Annotated in this window: 14 protein-coding genes; 7 read left to right on the forward strand and 7 right to left on the reverse strand. The window is 63.6% G+C overall.

What is annotated here, in order from left to right; all coding sequences use genetic code 11:
- Positions 1-2 precede the first annotated feature (2 nt).
- The 6 genes from AC0L16_RS16470 to AC0L16_RS16495 form a co-directional block, all read right to left on the reverse strand.
- Positions 3-653: a S24 family peptidase gene (locus AC0L16_RS16470; RefSeq protein WP_473621962.1), complete on the reverse strand. Its 651-nt coding sequence runs from the start codon at positions 651-653 to the stop codon at positions 3-5.
- 82 nt (positions 654-735) lie between these two features.
- Positions 736-2,955, reverse strand: coding sequence for a 3-hydroxyacyl-CoA dehydrogenase NAD-binding domain-containing protein (locus AC0L16_RS16475; protein ID WP_473621963.1), 2,220 nt, complete (start codon positions 2,953-2,955; stop codon positions 736-738).
- A 12-nt stretch (positions 2,956-2,967) separates the two neighbouring features.
- Complete coding sequence (locus AC0L16_RS16480; protein WP_473621965.1) at positions 2,968-4,176, reverse strand: acetyl-CoA C-acetyltransferase; 1,209 nt, start codon at positions 4,174-4,176, stop codon at positions 2,968-2,970.
- Between the two features lie 30 nt (positions 4,177-4,206).
- Complete coding sequence (locus tag AC0L16_RS16485) at positions 4,207-5,376, reverse strand: acyl-CoA dehydrogenase family protein (RefSeq protein ID WP_473621966.1); 1,170 nt, start codon at positions 5,374-5,376, stop codon at positions 4,207-4,209.
- A gap of 58 nt (positions 5,377-5,434) precedes the next feature.
- On the reverse strand, positions 5,435-7,231 hold the full coding sequence (locus AC0L16_RS16490; protein WP_473621967.1) for an acyl-CoA dehydrogenase: 1,797 nt from the start codon (positions 7,229-7,231) through the stop codon (positions 5,435-5,437).
- 298 nt (positions 7,232-7,529) lie between these two features.
- Positions 7,530-7,991: a MerR family transcriptional regulator gene (locus AC0L16_RS16495; RefSeq protein ID WP_473622059.1), complete on the reverse strand. Its 462-nt coding sequence runs from the start codon at positions 7,989-7,991 to the stop codon at positions 7,530-7,532.
- A 452-nt stretch (positions 7,992-8,443) separates the two neighbouring features.
- Here AC0L16_RS16495 and AC0L16_RS16500 point away from each other — a divergent pair, with 452 nt between their 5' ends.
- From AC0L16_RS16500 to AC0L16_RS16515, 4 genes are all read left to right on the forward strand, one after another.
- The gene (locus AC0L16_RS16500) at positions 8,444-12,421 is read left to right on the forward strand and encodes a peptidoglycan-binding protein (protein ID WP_473621969.1); all 3,978 of its coding nucleotides are present in this window, start codon (positions 8,444-8,446) and stop codon (positions 12,419-12,421) included.
- A 191-nt stretch (positions 12,422-12,612) separates the two neighbouring features.
- Entirely contained in the window at positions 12,613-13,536 is a 924-nt protein-coding gene (locus AC0L16_RS16505) for a sulfite exporter TauE/SafE family protein (RefSeq protein WP_473621970.1), read from the forward strand.
- Positions 13,536-14,327: a TIGR02186 family protein gene (locus AC0L16_RS16510; protein WP_473621972.1), complete on the forward strand. Its 792-nt coding sequence runs from the start codon at positions 13,536-13,538 to the stop codon at positions 14,325-14,327. The genes AC0L16_RS16505 and AC0L16_RS16510 overlap by 1 nt, the downstream gene beginning before the upstream one ends.
- Before the next feature lie 109 nt (positions 14,328-14,436).
- Positions 14,437-15,693, forward strand: a complete 1,257-nt coding sequence (locus AC0L16_RS16515; protein ID WP_473621973.1) for an Hsp70 family protein — start codon at positions 14,437-14,439, stop codon at positions 15,691-15,693.
- A gap of 6 nt (positions 15,694-15,699) precedes the next feature.
- On the opposite strand, the gene AC0L16_RS16520 is transcribed toward AC0L16_RS16515, so the two are convergent.
- Positions 15,700-16,602 (reverse strand): LysR substrate-binding domain-containing protein, encoded by a 903-nt coding sequence (locus AC0L16_RS16520; protein ID WP_254019082.1) that lies wholly within the window; start codon positions 16,600-16,602, stop codon positions 15,700-15,702.
- Positions 16,603-16,880: 278 nt separating this feature from the next.
- Between AC0L16_RS16520 and AC0L16_RS16525 the strand changes: the two genes are divergently transcribed.
- From AC0L16_RS16525 to AC0L16_RS16535, 3 genes are read left to right on the forward strand one after another with little or no spacing between them, the layout of a single operon-like run.
- Positions 16,881-19,811, forward strand: a complete 2,931-nt coding sequence (locus AC0L16_RS16525; protein ID WP_473621975.1) for a molybdopterin oxidoreductase family protein — start codon at positions 16,881-16,883, stop codon at positions 19,809-19,811.
- The gene (locus tag AC0L16_RS16530) at positions 19,808-20,542 is read left to right on the forward strand and encodes a 4Fe-4S dicluster domain-containing protein (protein ID WP_473621976.1); all 735 of its coding nucleotides are present in this window, start codon (positions 19,808-19,810) and stop codon (positions 20,540-20,542) included. Before AC0L16_RS16525 ends, AC0L16_RS16530 begins: the two co-directional genes overlap by 4 nt.
- 15 nt (positions 20,543-20,557) lie before the next feature.
- A complete protein-coding gene (locus tag AC0L16_RS16535; protein WP_473621977.1) occupies positions 20,558-21,493 on the forward strand; it encodes a dimethyl sulfoxide reductase anchor subunit family protein in 936 nt (311 codons plus the stop codon).

A 21,493-nucleotide genomic window follows, 5' to 3' on the forward strand; every position in this document is an offset into this window, starting at 1 on the left:
CCCTACTGGCTTGCCCAGACAATCCGCGCCACCCATTCGACATCGCGCATCGGGATGTCGCGATCCGGGTGATCTGGATTGAGCGAGACCAGCATGATCGACTTCGCCGTCTGACGGTCCAGCACCTTGGCCATTACCTCGCCGGCATTGGTCTTGACGACGACGCGGTCGCCCTTGCGGGTGGCGGCGCCCGGCTCGACGATCAGCACGTCGCCGTTTCGGTAGAGCGGCAGCATGGAATCGCCCTGGACCTGCAGCGCATAGGAGGTTTCGGTCGCCCGTGCCGGAAGCTCGATCAGGTCCCAGCCCTGCCCCACGGGAAAGCCGGCATCGTCGAAGAAGCCGCCGGCGCCGGCCTGGGCGAAGCCGAGCAGCGGCACCGAAGACCTCTGTGCCGGCAGAGATCCGGGAACGGTCTTGCCCCGGCCTTCGACCAGTCCGGTGAATTCGTCGAGCGAAGCGCCGGTCGCCTCGATGATCTTGGCCAGCGACTCGGTCGACGGCCAGCGCGGCCGCCCGTCCGAGGACAGCCGCTTCGACTTGTTGAAGGCCGTCGAATCGAGGCCCGCGCGTTTCGCCAGCCCAGAGGCCGAGAGCGAATAGCGCTCGGCGAGAGCATCGATGGCGGCCCATACGCGGTCATGCGAGAGCACTTTTGCTCTCCTTCAGAACAGGAAAAAATACCTTCTCCGTTCTAGCCGCTGGCCGTGAGTTTGTCCACCACCGAAGGCGGCGTCACGCCGCCTTCTTGGCCTCGCTCCTGGCATAGGGATCGAAGCGTTCGTAGAAAGTCTCGCCCTTCTCCGCCATGTCGAGCAGGAGCTTCGGCGCCTTGAACTCGGCGCCGTACTTCTTCTGCAGACCCTTGGCGATCTTGACGAATTTTTTTGCGCCGATGCCGTCGATGTAGGACAGCACGCCGCCGGTGAAGGGCGCGAAGCCGAAGGCGAGGATCGAGCCGACATCGGCCTCGCGCGGATCGGTGACGATGCCCTCCTCCATCACCCGGGCCGCCTCCAACGCGATGGTGACCAGGAGCCGCTGTTTCAATTCCTCATAGTCGACCTCTTCAGGCGGCAACTGCGGATAGAGATCCTTCAGGCCTGGCCACAGCTTCTTCTTGGCAGGCTTTTGCGGATAGTCGTAGAAACCCTTGCCGTTCTTGCGGCCGAAGCGGCCATGCGTGTCGACCAGCGTGTTGATCAGCGTCATCTGCTTCGGCTCGACCGCCTTGTCGCCGAGATCGCGCATCGTCTGCTTCATGATCTTCTGCGCGAGGTCGATCGCCGTTTCGTCCGTCAGCGCCAAGGGGCCGACCGGCATGCCGGCGGCCTTCGCCGCATTCTCGATCATCGGCGCCGGAACCCCCTCGATGAGCATCTTGTAGGCTTCCGACATATAGCGCAGCACGCAGCGGTTGACGTAGAAGCCGCGCGTGTCGTTGACGACGATTGGCGTCTTCTTGATGGCGCGAACGAAGTCGATCGCGGTGGCCAGCGCCTTGTCGCCAGTCTTCTTGCCCAAAATGATCTCGACCAGCATCATCTTGTCGACCGGCGAGAAGAAATGGATGCCGATGAAATTCTTCGGCCGCGCCGAATTCTTCGCCAGCGACGTGATCGGGATGGTGGACGTGTTCGACGCGAAGACCGCCGCCGGCTTCAGCACGGCCTCCGCCTTTTCGGTGGCGTCCTTCTTGACGCCCGAATCCTCGAATACCGCCTCGACCACCAGGTCGCAGCCTGTGAGGTCGGCATAGTCCGCCGTCGGCGTGATCAGCGACAGCAGCCTGTCCTTGTCCTCCGGCTTGGCGCGGCCCTTCCTGACCTGATCCGAGATCAGGCTGTCCGAATGCGCCTTGCCCTTGGCGGCAGCGTCCATGTCGCGGTCGAGCAGCACCACCGGAATGCCGGCCTTGGCCGTGACATAGGCGATGCCGGCGCCCATGAAGCCGGCGCCGAGCACGCCGATCTTCTTGAACCTGGTTTCCGGCACGCCGGCCGGGCGGCGTGCACCCTTGTTCAGTTCCTGCAGCGACACGAACAGCGAGCGGATCATCGCCGCCGCTTCCCTGGTCTGCATGATCTCGGTGAAATAACGCTGCTCGATGCGCAAGCCGGTGTCGAACGGCACCAGCAGGCCTTCATAGACGCATTTCAGGATGGCGGCGGCAGCCGGATAGTTGCCATAGGTCTCGCGGCGCAGGATGGCGATTGCCGGTGGCCACAGATTGGCGCCGGCCACCGAATAGACCGGGCCGCCGGGCAGCTTGAAGCCCTTTTCGTCCCACGGCGCCACTGGCTTCAAGCCATTTTTGATCATGGCTTTGGCGGTTTCGACCAGCTTCGTCGGTTCGGCAATCTCATGGATCAGCCCCATCGACTTGGCCTTCTGCGGCGACAGCGTCTGACCGGAAGTCAGTATCTGCAGCGCCTGCTGCTGGTCGGTCAGCCGCGGCACGCGCTGAGTGCCGCCGGCACCCGGGAAGATGCCGATCTTCACTTCGGGGAGCGCCATCTTGACCTTGTCGGAATCGGCCGCGACACGGCCATGGCAAGCGAGCGACAGCTCGAACGCGCCACCCATGCAGGTGCCGTTGATCGCCGATACCCACGGCTTGCCTGAGGTCTCCAGCTTGCGGAACAGGCCGGTCATGTAGCCTGCATTGTCGAACAACACCTTGGTCGCCTTGTCCAGGTCCTTGGCTTTGTCGGCTGCGAACTTCGACAGCATCTTCTGCAGCATGGTGATGTCGGCGCCGCCCGAGAAACTATCCTTGCCGGAGGTGATCACCGCCCCCTTTATCGACGCGTCGCTCGCCACCTTGTCGACAATGGCGTTCAGCTCCTGCATCGCCTCTTCGGTGAAGACGTTCATCGAGCGGTCGGGCATGTCCCAGGTGACCAGCGCGATGCCATCGTTGTCGATGTCGAACGTGAAATTGGTGTAGCTCATCTCTCTCTCCCGTCAGACGCGTTCGATGATCGTTGCGGTGCCCATGCCGGCGCCGATGCAGAGCGTCACCAGCGCGGTGTTCAGGTCGCGGCGCTCCAGTTCGTCCAGCACCGTGCCGAAGATCATCGCACCGGTTGCACCGAGCGGATGGCCCATGGCGATGGCGCCGCCATTGACGTTGATCCTGTCGTGCGAAATATCGAAAGCCTGCATGTAGCGCAGCACCACCGAGGCGAACGCCTCGTTGAGCTCGAACAGATCGATGTCCGACAGCTTCATCCTGGCGCGCTTCAGCAGCTTCTCGGTCACGTCGACCGGACCGGTCAGCATCAGCACCGGTTCCGAACCAATATTGGCGAATGCACGGATGCGAGCGCGCGGCTTCAGGTCGAGCGACTTTCCAGCCTTCTTCGAGCCGAGCAGAACGGCCGCCGCGCCGTCGACGATGCCGGACGAATTGCCGGCGTGGTGGACGTGATTGACCTCCTCCACCTCGGGATGCTTCTGAACCGCGACGGCATCGAAGCCGCCCATTTCGCCGGGCATGACGAAAGACGGGTTGAGGGCCGCCAGCGACTGCATATCGGTCGAAGGCCGCATGTGCTCATCGTGGTCGAGGATGGTCAGGCCGTTCTGGTCCTTGATCGAGATCACCGATTTCTTGAAGCGGCCTTCGCCCCAGGCTTTGGCGGCGCGCTTCTGGCTTTCGACCGCATAGGCGTCGACGTCGTCGCGCGAAAAGCCGTACTTCGTGGCGATCAAATCGGCCGAGATGCCCTGCGGCACGAACCAGCCGGGCAGGCCGACCGAGGGGTCCATGAACCAGGCGCCGCCGGATGCGCCCATGCCGACGCGCGACATCGATTCGACGCCGCCGGCGATGACGATCTCGTCGGCGCCCTGCGCAATCTTGGCGGCGCCGAAATTGATGGCGTCCAGGCCAGAGGCGCAGAAACGCGAGATCTGCATGCCGGGCGCTTTCGTGTCGTAACCGGCCTCGAAGGCAGCGGCGCGCGGAATGACAGAACCCGCCTCGCCGACCGGATCGACGCAGCCGAAGATGATGTCGTCGACGGTGCCGGTGTCCAGCCCATTGCGGTCACGGATCGCCTCGAGCACCTTGGCGCCGAGCCGCACCGCCGGCACCTCGTGCAGCGAGCCATCCTTCTTGCCCCTGCCGCGCGGCGTGCGCACGGCGTCATAGACATAAGCTTCGGCCATTTTCCTGCTCCTTGGTTTGCTGAAAGTCTCTCAGAGAGAGCGCCCGATCAGCAATTTCATGATCTCGTTGGTGCCGCCGTAGATGCGCTGAACGCGGGCGTCGCGGAACATGCGGGCGATCGGATACTCATTCATGTAGCCATAGCCGCCATGCAATTGAAGGCATTCGTCGACGACTTTTCCCTGCAGGTCGGACAGCCAGTATTTGGCCATCGAGGCCGTCACCGGGTCGAGACCACCATCGATATGGCGGGCGACGCAGTCATTATAGAAGACCCGGCCGATGGTCGCCTCGGTCTTCAGTTCGGCCAGCTTGAACTGGGTGTTCTGGAAATCGATTATCGCCTTGCCGAAGGCCTTGCGCTGCTTGACGTAGTCGATGGTCAACGCCAGCGCCCGTTCGACCATGGCGATGGCGCCAGTGCCGATCTGCAGCCGCTCCTGCGGCAATTGCTGCATCAACTGGACGAAGCCCTGGCCTTCCTCGTGGCCGAGCAGATTGGAAGTCGGCACGCGCATATCGTTGAAGAACAGTTCCGACGTGTCGTTGGCCTTGAGCCCGATCTTGTCGAGGTTGCGGCCGCGCTCGAACCCTTCCACCTCGTTGGTCTCGACGACGATCAGCGAAGTGCCCTTGGCGCCCTTCTCCGGGTCGGTCTTGGTGACGATTATGATGAAGTTGGCGAGCTGGCCGTTGGTGATGAAGGTCTTCGAGCCGTTGACCTTGTACTGGTTGCCATCCTTCTCGGCGCGCGTCTTGACGCCTTGCAGGTCGGAGCCGGCGCTGGGCTCGGTCATGGCGATGGCGCCGATCAGCTCGCCGGTCGCCAGTTTCGGCAGCCACCTCTTCTTCTGCTCCTCCGAGCCGTAGTGGAGGATGTAAGGGGCGACGATCGAATTGTGCAGGCCGATGCCGAAACCGTCGACGCCGACATGGCCGATCGCCTCGATGATGGCACTCTCATGCGCGAACGTCCCGCCCGAACCGCCATATTCCTCCGGCATCGAGGCACAGAGCAGACCGGCCGCGCCCGCCTTCAGCCAGCACTCGCGGTCGACCATCTCGTTCTTCTCGAACTCGTCATAGCGCGGCGCGATCTCTTCCGACATGAAGCGGTGCGCCATGTCGTAGAGCATGCCGACCTCGTCCGCCGCCCAGGCCGGTTTGGGCAAAGCAAGCACTTCGGCAGGATTTGTCATGCTACTTCTCCCTTGCGCCGACATCCCCCTCCCCCTCGAGGGGAGGGACAAATCGAGCTTAGAACGCTTCCGCCGGCAGTGCCATCAATGTATCGGCGCCGCTGGCGATACGGGCGAGGTGCGCCGACGTCTCCGGCATGATCCGCTCCATGAAGAAACGCGCCGTCACCAGCTTGCTGTCGTAGAAGGCCGAAGAACCATTGGCGCCATTCGCCAATTTCACCCCGGCTGCCTTGGCCATCTGCGCCCACATATAGCCCAGCGCCACCAGGCCGAAGAGATGCATGTAGTCGGTCGAGGCGGCACCGGCGTTATCGGGCTTGGCCATGCCGTTCTGCATCAGCCACATCGTCGCCGCCTGCAGATCGTTGAGGCCCTTCTTCAGCGCCTTGGTGAAGGGCGCCATCTTCTCGTCAGTGCGGTTCTCCTCGCAGAATTCGCCGACCTCCTTGAAGAAGGTCTGCACGGCGCGGCCGCCATTCAAGGCCAGCTTGCGGCCGACGAGGTCGAGCGCCTGGATGCCGTTGGCACCCTCGTAGATCATGGCTATGCGGGCATCGCGCACGAACTGGCTCATGCCGTGCTCTTCGATATAGCCGTGCCCGCCGAACACTTGCTGCGCCATCACCGCGTGATCGAAACCCTTGTCGGTGAGCACGCCCTTGACCACCGGCGTCATCAGCCCGGTGTAGTCGTCGGCAGCCTGGCGGTCCTTGTCGTCACTGGCGCGGTGGGCGATATCGGACCTGATCGCCGTCCACAGCGCCAGTGCGCGACCGGCCTCGTTGAAGGCCTTCATGGTCATCAGGCTGCGGCGGATATCGGGGTGGACGATGATCGGGTCGGCCTTCTTGTCCGGCGCCTTCGGCCCGGATAGCGAGCGTCCCTGCAGGCGATCCTTGGCATAGGACACAGCGTTCTGGTAGGCGACCTCCGACACAGAAAGCCCCTGCAGGCCGACGCCGAGCCTCGCTTCATTCATCATCGTGAACATGGCCTTCAGCCCGCCATTCGCCTCGCCAAGCAGCGTGCCTTGTGCCTCGTCATAATTCATGACGCAGGTCGAATTGCCATGGATGCCCATCTTCTCCTCGATCGAGCCGCAGGAGACGGTGTTCTTCTCGCCGGGATTGCCTGATGCATCGAGCTTGAGTTTCGGCACGATGAACAGCGAAATGCCCTTCACGCCTTCCGGCGCGCCCTCGATGCGGGCCAGCACCAGGTGGACGATGTTGTCCGACATGTCGTGCTCGCCGGCCGATATGAATATCTTCTGGCCTGAGATCCTGTAGGTGCCGTCGCCGTTGGGAACCGCCTTGGTACGCAGCAGGCCGAGATCGGTGCCGCAATGCGGCTCGGTCAGGTTCATGGTGCCGGTCCAGACGCCTTCGACCAGCTTCGGCAACCAGATCGCCTTCTGCTCGTCGGTGCCATGGGTAATGATCGCCGCGATCGCGCCCTGCGTCAGGCCGGGGTACATCATCAGCGACATGTTGGCCGAAATCATATATTCGGAAACAGCGGTATGCACCGCGTAAGGCAGGCCCTGGCCGCCAAATTCGACGGGTGCCGCCAGCCCCAACCAGCCGCCCTCGCGGTATTGGTCGAAGGCCTCCTTGAAGCCTTTCGGCGTCGTCACCGAACCGTCGCCATGGCGCACGCAGCCTTCCATGTCGCCGACGCGGTTCAGCGGCTGCATGACATTTTCAGCGAGCTTGGCGCCCTCGGCGAGGATGGCCTCGACCACCTCCGGCGTCGCGTCGGAAAATCCGGGAAGATTGGAATAGCGCTGGTAGCCCAGCACTTCATTCAGCACAAACAGCGTGTCCTGGACCGGCGCCCTGTAGATCGGCATGCTTTTCCTCCACCATGCGGCCTTGGCCCCCGAATCCCCCATTGTGAAGTCAGGGGGGCATGCGGACCAATGTTCAGGTCGGAATAGCAAAAGTTGACGTTTGCGTAAACGTCAATTTTTTCATGCAACATGTTATCCCCGTCGCTCGCTCACAAGCGTAACGGCGCTGGCCGTAGCCAGTCCGAGGAGATTGAAAAATGTTCGTCCCGGCGCAGCCGCAAGACAATGGGAAGAGCCGCGCAGCCAAGGCCCACGCGGCTCTCTCCCAGAAGGCCGTTCACCGGAAGCCGGCGAGGAATTATCCGGCGACGCTGGCCTGCGGCGCCGAGCGTTCGCTCAGCATCTGACGCACCGCCGCCATCGAGTTGCTCAACTCGTTGATGGCATCGTCGATCAGCGCCCGCTGCTTCTGCAGGCGGGCAAGCTGCTTCTCCGACTTGTCGAGCGTCAGTCGCAACTGTTTGGTGTTGGAACCGGTGGGGTCGTAGAGGTCCATCATCTGCTTGACGTCGCGCAGCGAGAACCCGACCTTGCGGCCGAGCAGGATCAGTTTCAGCCGCGCCTTGTCGCGGCGCGTGTAGAGACGGGTCGAGCCGTCGCGCTGCGGATTGAGAAGGCCCTTGTCCTCGTAGAAACGCAGCGTACGCAGCGTTACTCCGTATTTCTTGGCCATCTCGCCGATGCGGACAAGATCCTCGCCGGCTTTGTCGGACATGTCATTGGTATTGGCCGCGGCTTCGCCGGGCGAAACAAGTTTCATGGTCACTGGCTTTCCCCATCTGGTGGCGCCGCGGTCCCGGACCGTGCGTCGCCTGAGTCGAAGCGGGGGCGTGCTTCCACTCGTGGTTTCAACAAACAAATCGCAAACGGCACAGTCTTGCACCCTTACGTTTACGTCAATTCTATACCGATAGCCGCCTCACGAAGCAAGGGCGTCGTGCGGGAGGAACTTTTTGCCGCATCCCGCCAGCGCATGGCCCGGCGGCGCTTCAGGCGCTCGTCAACAAAGTTGTAACTTCTTAAGCTTGGTTAACACGTTGTTTACCACGTTGGGCGAAATGTGCGCAGGTCGGTTACCCGTGTTTATCTTGTAGCGAATTTTTTCACGGTTTTTCGGAGTCCACCGCAACAAAGCCGCGGCCGCCTTCGTTTCCGGCAGGACTTTGGGAACACTGGTCATAAAGCCAGCAGCGATTGTGGACGGGCGCATCGATGAACAGCAAGCGGTCCTATCTCGATACACTCAACGCCGGCCGGCAGCGCAGGCCGTACACCACGCTTGAACAGCTCAACCGTTCTTTGGAAACGCTGGAGCAGCGGCTGGAGCGGACGCGCGAGGACTTGAGCGAACGTCCCGATCCGCGCCGGCTGAGCGCGGAACCGCGCTACGCCACTGCCCGGCCCTACGAGGATCCGCGCCCCGCGCAACTGCCGAAAAGCCCGGAGCCGGCTGGCTTCGACCAGAATTACCAGGCGATCGCCCGCGACATCGATCGCGTGCGCGGCCAAGAGGACGGCGTCGCCGTGGTCGGCAAGATCGCCGGCGAATTGCGCGGCCTGCGCGAGGAACTGCGCCACCAGATGACCGCCGGCCTGCAGCGCGAATTCGAAGCGCTGCGCAACGACATCGAGCGGGCTTTCCAGGCAAGCACCCAGCCGGGTGGCCAATCGGCGGGAGGCAAAGGCAGCGCCGAACTCGGCGTCGAGTTCGAGCGGCTTTCCGGCGCCATCCAGTCCCTGGCCGAAAAGAGCGACGACAGAAGCGTCAACATGCTCCGGCTCGACCTGGAGCAGGTCAAGGCCGCGCTCGACACATTGGCGCGCGAGGAGAGCGTGCAGGCGGTCGGCCGCCGCTGGGACGAGTTCGACCGACGCTGGACCGCGTTCGAGGATCGTGTCGATGCCGATCAGCGACAGCGGTCGGACGCACCCGGTCTTTCGATGCTGACCGAACGGCTCGAACAGATCAGCAATGCCATCAACAATCTGCCGGAATCGCTGTCGCTGCGTTCGCTGGAAGAGAAGGTCCGCACGCTTGCCGGCGCAGTCGATCATTTCGCCCGCCAGCAGGACAATCGCGGCAGCGATACATTCAGCCAGATCGACGAGCGGCTGGACGAGATTTCCCGCGCCATCGTCGCCTCGACCGTCGCCGCCCAGGCCAATTCATTCGACCCCGAAGCATTCGAGCGTATCGAGAAGCGGATCGCCTCGCTCGCCGAACAGATCGAGGAAGTGACGCAAGTCCACCCCAGCGGCGAGGTCATCGACCGCCTCAACATGCTGTCGAGCCGGGTCGATGATCTTGCCAGCCGGGCCAATTTGCCGGAGCAGGCGATGGAGCGTCTCGACAAGCAGATCGCGCTTATTGCTGACAAGATCGACCGGGCGCCTGCCATGCCGGACGCCGACTATATCTTCCAGGGGCTGGAACAGCGTTTCGACGTGCTGTCCGCTATGATGGAGCGCCGCCAGGGCGACGCGATCGAACAAGGCAACATGCTGTTTCGCGATCTCGAGCGCCGGCTGGACGAAGTTGCCGACAGGCTGGACCAGCGCATGCCGCAGATCGACGGGGCCGGCATCATGGACGCCCTCGACGCCCGCTTCAGCGCGCTGGCCGAGCGCATGGAAACGCGTGTTCCCGATTCCGCAGGCGAAGCGGCGATCCGTGGCCTGGAACGCCGGCTCGAAGACATTTCAAACCGACTGGATTCATCCGCGGCGCAGGTCGCCGGCATCGACCCGGCCCTGATCCGCAGCTTGGAAGCGCAGGTCGCGGGCCTGTCGGCGCACCTTTCGAAACCCGGCGCGCCACTGCCGGAACTGGAGGACATCAGCCCGCGTCTCGACGAAATCGAGAGGTCGCTGGCCGGCACCCGTGATTCCATCCTCAGCGCGGCGCGCGAGGCAGCCGAGAGCGCCGTCCGTTCGTTGGCCGACTCCAGTGCCAACACGGCGGCCGTTTCTGGCCTCGCCCAGGATCTGAAGACGCTCGAAGCACTGACGCGCCGTTCCGACGAGCGCAATTCGAGGACATTCGAAGCCATCCACGACACGCTGCTCAAGATCGTCGACCGGCTCGGCTCGCTGGAAACCGGCGAGCCGACCGACGCTGTGAGCGAACTTCTGAATACGCAACCGGCCGAGCCGGACAGCTGGCGCGGCGCGCGACCGTCAAAGTTGGCCGTACGTGACGCGCCGTCCATGGACATCGACCAGCCATTGCCGCTGACGGAAGACATGGCCGACCTCGACAGCCATGTCTCTGCCATGATCAGCAATGAATCAAGTTCCCGTAGCGAACCGGGTACGCGTAGCGACCCGGGCACGCGTACGCCGGCCGAAGCCGCCGCGGCCGCGGCCATGGCGGCGCTTGGCTCGGAGACGGCGGAAAAAAGCCAGCCGACCGGCGGCCGGAAATCGATGCTCGGCGGACTGGCGCGCGCCTTCAAGGCCAAGAAGGAGACGATCGTTCCACCGCTTGCCGGCTCCGCGCCTGATGTCGAGATACCGATTGCCGATCTCGACGAGCCGCTGGACCCGAAGGTTGCCAACCGGCCGCTGGAGCCCGGCTCCGGCCCACCTGACCTCAACGCCATCATGAAGCGCGTGCGCGACGAACGCGGCCCGCCCGTCAGGGCCGGCAATGCCGATGCATCGAAATCCGACTTCATCGCCGCTGCCAGGCGCGCGGCGCAAGCGGCCGCTGCCGAGGCCGACGCTCTCAAGCGGCAATCGACGATGAGGGGGCCGGTAAAGGCGCTCAGGATCGGCGACTTGCTCAAGGCGCGACGCAAGCCGATTCTGATGGCAGCCGCCGCGGTCATGCTGGCGCTCGCCGGCCTGCAATTGGGCAAGGCCTTTGTCTCCGACCCGGTCGAAAAGGCCAGCAACGATACGGCGCCGACGGCGGCCGCGCAGCCAGCGGAAACCGCATCGATCGGTACCGTCAACGAGCCGAAGACGGACGCACAAACTGAAGCACGGGATAGCGCACCAGACCACGCTGTCCGGCAGGCAGAGCCATCCGAATCGGTAGCCGAGGACGACATGCCGGCGCAGGCCGCCATCGCCACGCCGTCGGATATCGAAATATCGGCAGATGCCGAAACGCCGATGGACTCAGGGTCCGCGGCCGAGCCTGTTCCTGCGCCAATGGCTTCAACGACGTCGCCCGATCCGGCGGCGAACGTGACAGCGTCGGCACCTGCGGGCCCGACGGTTGCGGACGCCGAACCAATGGCGACGGCGCCGGACGCCACCCCCGCGACCCAGGACATGAGCGGCACGGTCACGTCAGCGGTTGCTTCGACGGCAGCGGCCACTGCCAAGATCGACATTCCAGCCGATGCCGGCCCAGCTGCCTTGCGTGACGCAGCGGCCGGCGGCGACGCCAAGGCACTGTTCGAGATCGGCTCGCGCTACGCCGAATCGCGCGGCGTCAAGCAAGACATGGCAGCGGCGGCCAAATGGTACGAGAAATCAGCCGAGCTCGGCTTCGCACCGGCGGAATACCGCATCGGCAACTTCTACGAGAAGGGCACCGGCGTCGCGCGCGACGTCAAGAAGGCGAAGACCTGGTACCAGCTCGCGGCGGCGCAGGGCAACGCCAGCGCCATGCACAATCTCGCCGTGCTCTTCGCCATGGCGGCGGACGGCGTGACCGACAATGAATCGGCCGCGCACTGGTTCCAGGCCGCCGCCGATCTCGGCGTCAAGGACAGTCAGTTCAATCTCGGCATCCTGGCGGCGAAGGGCGTCGGCATGAAGCAGAATCTCGAAGAGTCCTACAAATGGTTCGCGCTCGTCGCCAAGACCGGCGACAAGGATGCGGCAGCAAAGCGCGACGAGATCGCCAAGGCGCTCAGGCCCGAGCAGTTCGAGCGCGCACGCGCCGCCACGGAACTGTGGAAGGCAAAGTCGCTCGATCCTGCGGCCAATTCGGCCGACATTCCCGAATCGTGGCAGGACGGCACGCCGCAGACGACCGCCAGCGTCGACATGAAGAAGGTCGTTCAGAACATCCAGCGCATTCTCAACAAGAACGGCTATGAGGCCGGCAATGCCGACGGCGTGATGGGCCAGAAAACCGAAGATGCCATCATGGCTTTCCAGACCGACAATGACTTGAAGCCGACCGGCGCGATCGACGAAAAACTGGTCAAGGCGCTGCTTGCGCGCAAATAACGTCAGATGCGTCGTTTCCGCGACGCCTTTGCCACACATTTGCCTGTTAACTGATTGAGTTGTTTTTTGTTTCGGCGACGTGGCGAGGTTTGACTTCGCCGCCCGGCCGGCGCAAGAACGAGACAGGCTTTTTGGCGCGAATGCCCGCAACGGTTGCATTCGCCGAGGGGCAAACTGATCGAGACTGACGGGTGGGCATCTATCTCCCGATCGCGGAAATTTCCGTCAACATCTTCGTGCTGCTGGCCATGGGCGCGGCGGTGGGTTTCCTTTCGGGCATGTTCGGAGTGGGCGGCGGCTTCCTGATCACGCCGCTGCTGATCTTCTACAATATACCGCCGGCGATCGCGGTCGCCACCGGCGCCAACCAGGTCATCGCCTCCTCCTTCTCCGGCGCGTTGTCGCACGTGAAGCGCGGCACGCTCGACTTCAAGCTCGGCGGTGTGCTTTTGGCCGGCGGCATCGTCGGCTCGACCGGCGGCATCTTTGTCTTTGGCTTCTTGCGCCGGCTCGGCCAGCTCGACCTGTTCATCTCGCTGCTCTATGTCGTGCTGCTCGGCACTGTCGGCGGGCTGATGCTGGTCGAGAGCGTCAATGCGCTGCGCGCCACGCGCAGCGGCGCGGCACCGGTGCTAAAGAAATCCGGCCAGCACAACTGGATCCACCGCTTGCCGCTGAAGATGCGGTTCAGGGCCTCGAAGCTTTTCGTTAGCGTCATCCCGGTGCTCGGCCTCGGCGCCGGCATCGGCTTCCTGTCGTCGATCATGGGCGTCGGCGGCGGCTTCATCATGGTGCCGGCGCTGATCTATCTCTTGAAAGTGCCGACCAACGTCGTCATCGGCACCTCGCTATTCCAGATCATCTTCACCTCGGCCTACACCACGCTGGTCCATGCCACCACCAACCAGACGGTCGACGTCATGCTCGCCTTCCTGTTGATGGCGGGCGGCGTCGCCGGCGCGCAATACGGCGCCAAGGCGGGCCAAAGGCTGCGCGGCGAGCAGCTCAGGGCGCTGCTGGCACTGCTGGTGCTGGCGGTTGCCTTCCGGCTCGCCATCGATCTGTTCGTGACGCCGCCCAGCCTCTATTCGCTGTCCGGCGTGGACCGTACCTGATGGCGGGCTTGAGGGCGTTCCTGGCCGTTGCCTCGCTGTCGCTGTTCGCCGCCGCGTCGCCGGGAAGAGCGCAGACGCCGATTACCGAAAACATCCAGATCGGCCTATCCACCGACCATGTCTCAATCACCGCCGGCTTTTCCGGTGCCGACCTTACCATCTTCGGCTCACTGGAAAATGCCGACCCGCTTGTCGCCCGCCAGGGGCGCTACGACATCGTCGTCGTGCTGGAAGGGCCGGCCCGGAAGGTCGTCGTGCGCCGCAAGGACCGGGTGCTCGGCATCTGGATCAATCTGGAGTCCGAGACCTTCAAGAATGTGCCGGTGTCCTATTCGGTGGCGACGACGCGGCCGCTGCAGGACGTCACCGACCCCAACAGCTACAAGCAACTGTCGCTCGGCGCCGCCAACATCTACATGCAGCCGGCCGACGATGGCGACAGTCCGGCGACCATCCAGGAATTCACCGCGGCGCTGCGCGAGCGCAAAACGGCGACCGGACTCTACAGCGTGAATGTCGGCGGCGTGCAATTCCTGTCGCAGAACCTGTTCCGCGCCACCGTCAGGCTCGCCCCCAATGTTCCGGTCGGCACCCACAAGGCCCGCGCGTTCCTGTTCAAGAGCGGCCTGTTCATCAAGGAAAGCTCCGCCCAACTCGAGATCCGCAAATCCGGTTTCGAACAGTCGATCTTCCGCGTCGCCCACAATTATTCTTTCCTGTATGGCGTCTTTGCGGTGTCGTTGGCCATGCTGACAGGCTGGCTCGGAAGGCTCGTCTTCCGGAAGGATTAAACTCTCTTCAAAAGGCGGTTCCCCTTTTGACGCTCGTGGGTTAGACCGCGACCCCGGCCCGACCGGACACGAGCCGTCGCTCCCCAAATCAAAAATACAGGACTTTGCGATGCGACCAGCATTCGGCGGTATCGACTTCGGCACTTCGAATTCCACCGTCGGCGTGATCAGGAACGGGCAGCCGCGATTGGTGGCGCTGGAAGACGGCGAGGTGACGCTGCCCAGCGCGGTGTTCTTCAATTTCGAGGACAACCGCACCTACTTTGGACGCCGCGCCATCGCCAACTACACCGACGGCATCGAAGGTCGCCTGATGCGCTCGCTGAAGAGCGTACTCGGCGGTACGCTGGTCCATGAGAAGACGCGCATCAAAACCCGATCGATCGCCTTCACCGAGATCATCGGTCTGTTCGTAGGCCACCTCAAGAGAAGGCTGGAAGAGGATGCCGCCGACGTGGTCGAGGGCGTGGTGCTCGGTCGTCCCGTACAGTTCGTCGACGACGATGCCGAGGCCGATGCCAAGGCCGAAGGTGAGCTCGAAAACGCGGCCCGCAGCCAGGGCTTCAAGCATATCGCCTTCCAGTTCGAGCCGATCGCGGCGGCGCTCGACTACGAGCAGAAGGTGACGCGCGAAGAACTGGCGCTGATCGTCGACATGGGCGGCGGCACGTCCGATTTCTCGATCGTGCGGGTCTCGCCGCAGCGCGCCCGCTCCCTCGATCGCAAGGACGACATTCTGGCGAGCCGAGGCATCCACATCGGCGGCACCGACTTCGACCGGCTGTTGAGCATCGCCCGTGTGATGCCGCAACTCGGCTACCTCTCGCCGACCAAGGACGGCAAGCGCAACTTGCCGGCCAGCTACTTCATCGACCTGGCGACATGGCAGCGCATCAATCTGGTCTATACCGCCCGCGCGATGACGCATCTGCGCCAGATCCGCTACGAGGCGGAACGCGCCGACCTGATCGACCGCTTCATCCACATCGTCGAGCATCGTTACGGGCACGCGCTGGCCGCTTTGGTCGAGAGGGCCAAGATCGAGCTGACGGAGCAATTTTCTGGTGATGTCGTAGTCGCGCTGCCCGGGGCGAAGTTCGCGGCAGAAATTACGCGCGCAGGGCTCGACGACACGATCGCCAGGGATATCGAACGGGTTGCCGCGACGGTTGGTGAGACCATCCGCAACGCGCAGGTGAAACCGTCCGACATCTCCGCGGTGTTCCTGACCGGCGGATCGACCGCCATCCCGCTGGCAAGGCAGCAGATATTGGCCTTGGTGCCGCAGGCGTCGGTCATCGAAGGCGATATGTTCGGCTCGGTCGGGCTTGGGCTGGCACTCGATGCGCAGCGAAAATTCGGTTGACCCGGTCTACCCGCGGACGGTCTCGCCGGCCTTCGCGCCCAGATGCGCCTTGAGCGCCATCTGGGCCAGACTTGCCTGCCGGTCACGATGCGTGATCATGGCGAAATCGCGCTTCGGCAGATCGATCGACACGGACCGCAAGCTGCCTTCGGCAACCGCGCGTTCGACGACGAGCTCCGAAATGATGGTGGCGCCGGCGCCGGCTTCGACCGCCTGACGGACCGCCTCGTTGCTTGGCAGCACCAGGAATATCCGCAGGTCCGCGAACGAGATCCCTTCGCGGCGGGCAAGATCTTCCAGCACCTCGCGCGTGCCCGATCCGCCTTCCCTGATGATCCAGCGGAGTTCCCTGATGTCGGGATGGCCGCGCGAGACTTCGGCGATCTCGGGATGCGAATGCGCCACGACCAGCATCAGGCGATCCACATCGACCTTGGCGCGCCGCAATATGTCGGATTCAGTGCGCCCCTCTACCAGGCCAAAATCAGCCGTACCGTCCAGTACGGTGGTCTCAACCTGCCTGGTGTTGCCGATGGTCACGCTCAGCCTGACGGCGGGATAGGCCTCGTGGAAGGAGGCCAGCCGGCGCGGCAGCCAATAGCTGGCGATGGTTTGGCTGGCGGCGATGGAAAGGCTGCCGGTGATCGTCTGCGAGACGTGCTCCAGCACGTCGTGGGCGGCAGCCGCCCGTTCGAGCACGGCCTTGGCCTCGGGCAGAAACCTGCGCCCGGTCTGCGCCAGCTCGATGTTGCGACCGACCCGGTTGAACAGCTGGACGCCGTGCTGCTGTTCGAGCGAACGGATGGCGGCCGACGCGGCCGACTGGGATATGCCCAGCAGTTCGGCCGCCTTGGTCATGTGCCCCCGTTCGGCGACGGCAACGAATATCCGCAGTTGGTCCAGGGTCATGAGAGTATTAAGAAACAAATTCGATTGGAATTACAAGAGCAACTTGTTAGACAGATCGATTGCTTTGTTCTAATTTTCCCGGCGACGTTGGAAAAAAATCGCGGCTAACCTGCAATGGGTAGAAAAGTGATCGGGCGGTTCAAATCCTTGTTTGCCCATTGGACCCGCGGTCTGCGGCGTCGGCTTGCCGGCAACCGCTATCATCCGGAAGAACACTACATGCGCGGCCCTGGGCCGAAGACGAGAGCCAAATTCGCAGACCGCAAAAGCGCCGGATCATGAACCACGGACCGTTGCGCGGCGCCAATTCCGCACCGTCACAACGGTCGCTTGCCGACACGCGCGCGCCCGACGAGGGTGATGGCGTCGATACGTCGCCTGACATCTCCGACAGCATCGCCAAGACCACCTGCTACATGTGCGCCTGCCGCTGCGGCATCGACGTCCACATCAAGGACGGCAAGGTCCGCTACATCAACGGCAACAAGGACCATCCGGTCAATCGCGGCGTGCTGTGCGGCAAAGGCAGCGCCGGCATCATGCAGCACTACAGCCCGGCCCGGTTGAAGAAACCATTGCTGCGCACCGGTCCGCGCGGCTCGGGAGAGTTTCGCGAGATCGAGTGGGAGGAGGCCTTCTCGATCGCGACGGAGCGGCTTTCGAAAATCCGTCGCACCGATCCGAAGAAACTCGCCTTCTTCACCGGCCGCGACCAGTCGCAATCGTTGACCGGCTGGTGGGCGAGCCAGTTCGGCACGCCGAATTTCGCCGCCCATGGCGGCTTCTGCTCGGTCAACATGGCGGCCGGCGGGCTCTATACGATCGGCGGCTCGTTCTGGGAGTTCGGCGAACCCGACTGGGACAACACCAAGTACTTCATGCTGTTCGGCGTTGCCGAGGACCATGATTCCAATCCGATCAAGATCGGCCTCGGCAAGCTCAAGGCGCGCGGCGCCAAGGTGGTTTCGATCAACCCGTGCCGTACCGGCTACAACGCCATTGCCGATGACTGGATCGGCATCCGGCCCGGCACCGACGGCCTGTTCGTGTTTGCTCTCATCCATGAACTGCTGAAGGCCGGCCGCGTCGATCTCGATTATTTGCTGCGCTACACCAACGCCCATGTCCTCGTCATCCAGGAGCCGGGTGCTGCCGATGACGGGCTGTTCGCGCGCGACAGCGGTGGCAATCCGCTGGCCTGGGACAGGCTGGCTAAGGTCTCCGTCAGCGCCACCGATAATGGTGCAAAGCCGACGCTGACCGGCAACTTCCAGGTCGATGGCCGCCGCTGCGTTCCGGTCTTCCAGCTCGTTGCCGACCGCTATCTGCAGGAGAGCTATTCTCCCGATGCGGTCGCCGAACGTTGCGGCGTTGCCGCCGACACCATCCGCCGCATCGCCGCCGAACTGGCGCACGTCGCCTTCGAACAGGCGATCGAACTGCCGGTGGCGTGGACCGACTGGGCCGGCCGCCGGCATGAGACGATCAAGGGCCGGCCGGTGTCGATGCACGCGATGCGCGGCATCTCGGCGCATTCGAACGGTTTTCACACCTGCCGCGCCATCCACCTGCTGCAAGTACTCCTGGGTACGGTGGACGTCCCCGGCGGGTTTCGCTTCAAGCCGCCCTATCCGCGGTCGGCGCCGCCGGGGCCGAAGCCGGCGGGCAAGGATGTCAGGCCGATGACGCCGCTCGAAGGCATGCCGCTTGGATTCGTCTGCGGCCCGGACGATCTGCTGGTCGACGACGTCGGCACGCCGACCCGTATCGACAAGGCTTTTTCCTGGGATGCGCCGCTGGCAGCACACGGGCTCATGCACACGGTCATCCGTAACGCCTGGGCCGGCGATCCCTACAGGATCGATACGCTGTTCATGTACATGTCCAACATGGCCTGGAACTCGTCGATGAATACCGTCGAGACGATGGCGATGCTGACCGATATGGATGCGTCAGGCGAGTACAGGATCCCGTTCATCATCTATTCCGACGCCTATTATTCCGAGACCGTGCCGTTCGCCGATCTCGTGCTTCCCGACACCACCTATCTCGAGCGTCATGACTGCATAAGCCTGCTCGACCGGCCGATCAGCCACGCTGATGGGCCGGGCGACGCCATCCGCCATCCCGTCGTCGAGCCGGACCGCGACGTGCGGCCATTCCAGACGGTGCTGATCGAGCTCGGCGCGCGGCTCGGCCTGCCCGGCTTGGTCGACGACGACGGCTCGGCCAAATACCGCGACTATGCCGATTACATCGTCAATCATGAGCGCAGGCCAGGCATCGGCCCGCTCGCCGGCTGGCGCGGCAAAGACGGAACCTCGATCGGCAAGGGCGAGGCCAATCCCGACCAGCTTCAGCGCTACATCGACAATGGCGGCTTCTGGCACCATGATTTTGCCGACGACCAGCGCTACTACAAGATGGCCAACCGCTCCTACCTCGACTTCGCCGAGACTATGGGTTTCATTCCGAAAGCCGAGCCGATCGTGTTCCAGCTCTATTCCGAGCCGATGCAGCGGTTTCGCCTCGCGGCGCGCGGCCATGGCAGGGTGCTGCCGCCGGAGGCGGAGCGCAGCCGCATCGAGACCTATATGGACCCGCTGCCGTTCTGGTACACGCCCTTCGAGGAGGCGGCTGTCGACCTCGAGAAATACAAGCTGCACGCGCTGACGCAGCGGCCGATGCACATGTATCATTCCTGGGGCTCGCAGAACGCCTGGCTCAGGCAGATCACAAGCCAGAACCGGCTGTTCGTGCACAACCGGATCGCCGCCGGCCTCGGCCTTGTCGACGACGACTGGGTGTGGATCGAGAGCATCAACGGCCGGGTCAAGGGACAGATCAAGTTGGTCGACGGGGTCAACGTGGATACGGTGTGGACATGGAACGCGATCGGCAAGCGGCGCGGCAGCTCGGGCCTGAAGGACGACGCGGCCGAATCCAACCGCGGCTTTCTGCTCAACCACATCATCGGCGACCAGACTTCTGCCGATGCGAACGGCAAACGCTATTCGAATTCCGATCCGGTGACCGGCCAGGCGGCATGGTTCGACCTGCGCGTCCGCATCGTCAAATGCACAGCTGAAGAAGCGGGTTTCACCGAGCCGCAGTTCGAGCGCTTCCGGCAACCGCCGCATTTCGAACCCTCGCCCGACAAGCTCAGTTTCGGCGCCGAGTTTCGCATGAAAAGAGAAGCTGCCGAATGACCTGCCTTCCCGCCCATATCGACAAAAAACTCGGCCTGGTCATCGACCTCGACACCTGCGTCGGCTGCCAGGCCTGCGTTACCGCCTGCAAGGAATGGAACACCGGCGGCCACATGGCGCCGCTGACCGACATCGACCCCTATGGCGGCGATGCCGACGGGGTCTGGTTCAACCGCGTGCACAGCTATGAGCACATGACGGAGATGGGTGGGCGCACGGTCAATTTCCCACGCTCCTGCCTGCATTGCGAAACACCGGCCTGCGTCACCGTCTGCCCGACCGGAGCCTCCTACAAGCGGGCCTCGGACGGCATCGTGCTGGTCGACGAGGACAAGTGCATCGGCTGCAAATTGTGCAGCTGGGCCTGCCCCTATGGCGCGCGTGAGTTCGATACCGATGTCGGCGTGATGAAGAAGTGCACGCTGTGCGTCGACCGCATCTACAACGACAATCTGGCGCAAGAAGACCGCGTGCCGGCCTGCGTCGCCGCCTGTCCAACCAGTGCGCGGCACTTTGGCGATCTCGGCGACCCGGCATCGGCGATCTCGCAACTGGTGGCCGAGCGCGGCGGCGTCGACCTGATGCCCGAACTCGGCTATCACCCAACCAACAAATATTTGCCGCCGCGCGCCCACACGCCACGCGCCGCATCGGTGCCGGCGCCGAGGCTCGAATCGGTGCAGGCCGAAGGCGGTTTCCTTGGCTGGGTCGACCGCATGCTTTCGCATTGATCAGCAACCAGCCTCATGCATCCAGCCTTCTCCGTCGTCTTCTTCACCACCGCCACGGGCGCCGGTTACGGCCTGCTCGCGCTGCTCGGCGTGCTGGCCGGACAAGGATTTGTCCCGCCTGACTTCTGGCTCGGCCTCGTCGGCATGGGGCTGGCGCTCGGCCTGATCTCGACCGGCTTGTTGTCGTCGGCCGGCCATCTCGGCCGACCAGAACGCGCCTGGAGAGCATTCTCGCAATGGCGCAGCTCATGGCTGTCGCGCGAAGGCGTTGCCTCGGTCGCGACCTTCGTGCCGGCGGGATTGTTCGCCGTCGGCTGGGTGTTCCTCGGCCGCACAAACGGCTGGGTGGCCGTCGCCGGGCTGCTGGCTGCGGTTGGCGCGGTCGCCACCGTCTGCACCACCGGCATGATCTACGCCTCGCTGAAGCCGATCGCCCAATGGCACAGCCGCTTCACCTTGCCCGGCTATCTGATCTTTTCGGCGATGACCGGCAGCGTGCTTCTCAACGCGCTGCTGCAGGCTTTCGCCCTGGGCTCGACTATCGTACTGACAGGTTGCGCGTTGCTGACCTTGCTCGGCTGGGGCTGGAAGCTGGCAACCTGGCGATACAATGACAGGCTGGAAATCCCGACCAACGCCAACACCGCGACCGGACTTGCCGGTGGTACGGTGCGGTCGCTGGAATGGCCGCACACCGAGGAAAACTACTTGCTCAAGGAGATGGGCTTTCGCATCGCGCGCAAGCACAAGGCGCGGCTGCGCCAGATCACGCAACTGCTGGCCTTCGCTCTGCCCGTCTCGCTGCTGATTGCCGCGTTCGCCTTGCCATGGCCCTATGCGGCGGTGCTGTCGGCACTCGCCATAATCGTCCAGTTCGCCGGCATGCTGGTCGAACGCTGGCTGTTCTTCGCCGAGGCGAAACACACCGTCACCCTCTACTATAGCAGGTAG

The organism is Mesorhizobium sp. WSM4848 (assembly GCF_055811375.1).

What these genes read in the sequence shown, in the direction of transcription:
- AC0L16_RS16500 (WP_473621969.1), top strand. Translation starts at nt 8,444, where the DNA reads ATGAACAGCAAGCGGTCCTATCTCGATACACTCAACGCCGGCCGGCAG.
- AC0L16_RS16475 (WP_473621963.1), bottom strand. Translation starts at nt 2,955, where the DNA reads ATGAGCTACACCAATTTCACGTTCGACATCGACAACGATGGCATCGCG.
- AC0L16_RS16485 (WP_473621966.1), bottom strand. Translation starts at nt 5,376, where the DNA reads ATGACAAATCCTGCCGAAGTGCTTGCTTTGCCCAAACCGGCCTGGGCG.
- AC0L16_RS16530 (WP_473621976.1), top strand. Translation starts at nt 19,808, where the DNA reads ATGACCTGCCTTCCCGCCCATATCGACAAAAAACTCGGCCTGGTCATC.
- AC0L16_RS16495 (WP_473622059.1), bottom strand. Translation starts at nt 7,991, where the DNA reads ATGAAACTTGTTTCGCCCGGCGAAGCCGCGGCCAATACCAATGACATG.
- AC0L16_RS16490 (WP_473621967.1), bottom strand. Translation starts at nt 7,231, where the DNA reads ATGCCGATCTACAGGGCGCCGGTCCAGGACACGCTGTTTGTGCTGAAT.
- AC0L16_RS16535 (WP_473621977.1), top strand. Translation starts at nt 20,558, where the DNA reads ATGCATCCAGCCTTCTCCGTCGTCTTCTTCACCACCGCCACGGGCGCC.
- AC0L16_RS16525 (WP_473621975.1), top strand. Translation starts at nt 16,881, where the DNA reads ATGAACCACGGACCGTTGCGCGGCGCCAATTCCGCACCGTCACAACGG.
- AC0L16_RS16510 (WP_473621972.1), top strand. Translation starts at nt 13,536, where the DNA reads ATGGCGGGCTTGAGGGCGTTCCTGGCCGTTGCCTCGCTGTCGCTGTTC.
- AC0L16_RS16515 (WP_473621973.1), top strand. Translation starts at nt 14,437, where the DNA reads ATGCGACCAGCATTCGGCGGTATCGACTTCGGCACTTCGAATTCCACC.
- AC0L16_RS16480 (WP_473621965.1), bottom strand. Translation starts at nt 4,176, where the DNA reads ATGGCCGAAGCTTATGTCTATGACGCCGTGCGCACGCCGCGCGGCAGG.
- AC0L16_RS16520 (WP_254019082.1), bottom strand. Translation starts at nt 16,602, where the DNA reads ATGACCCTGGACCAACTGCGGATATTCGTTGCCGTCGCCGAACGGGGG.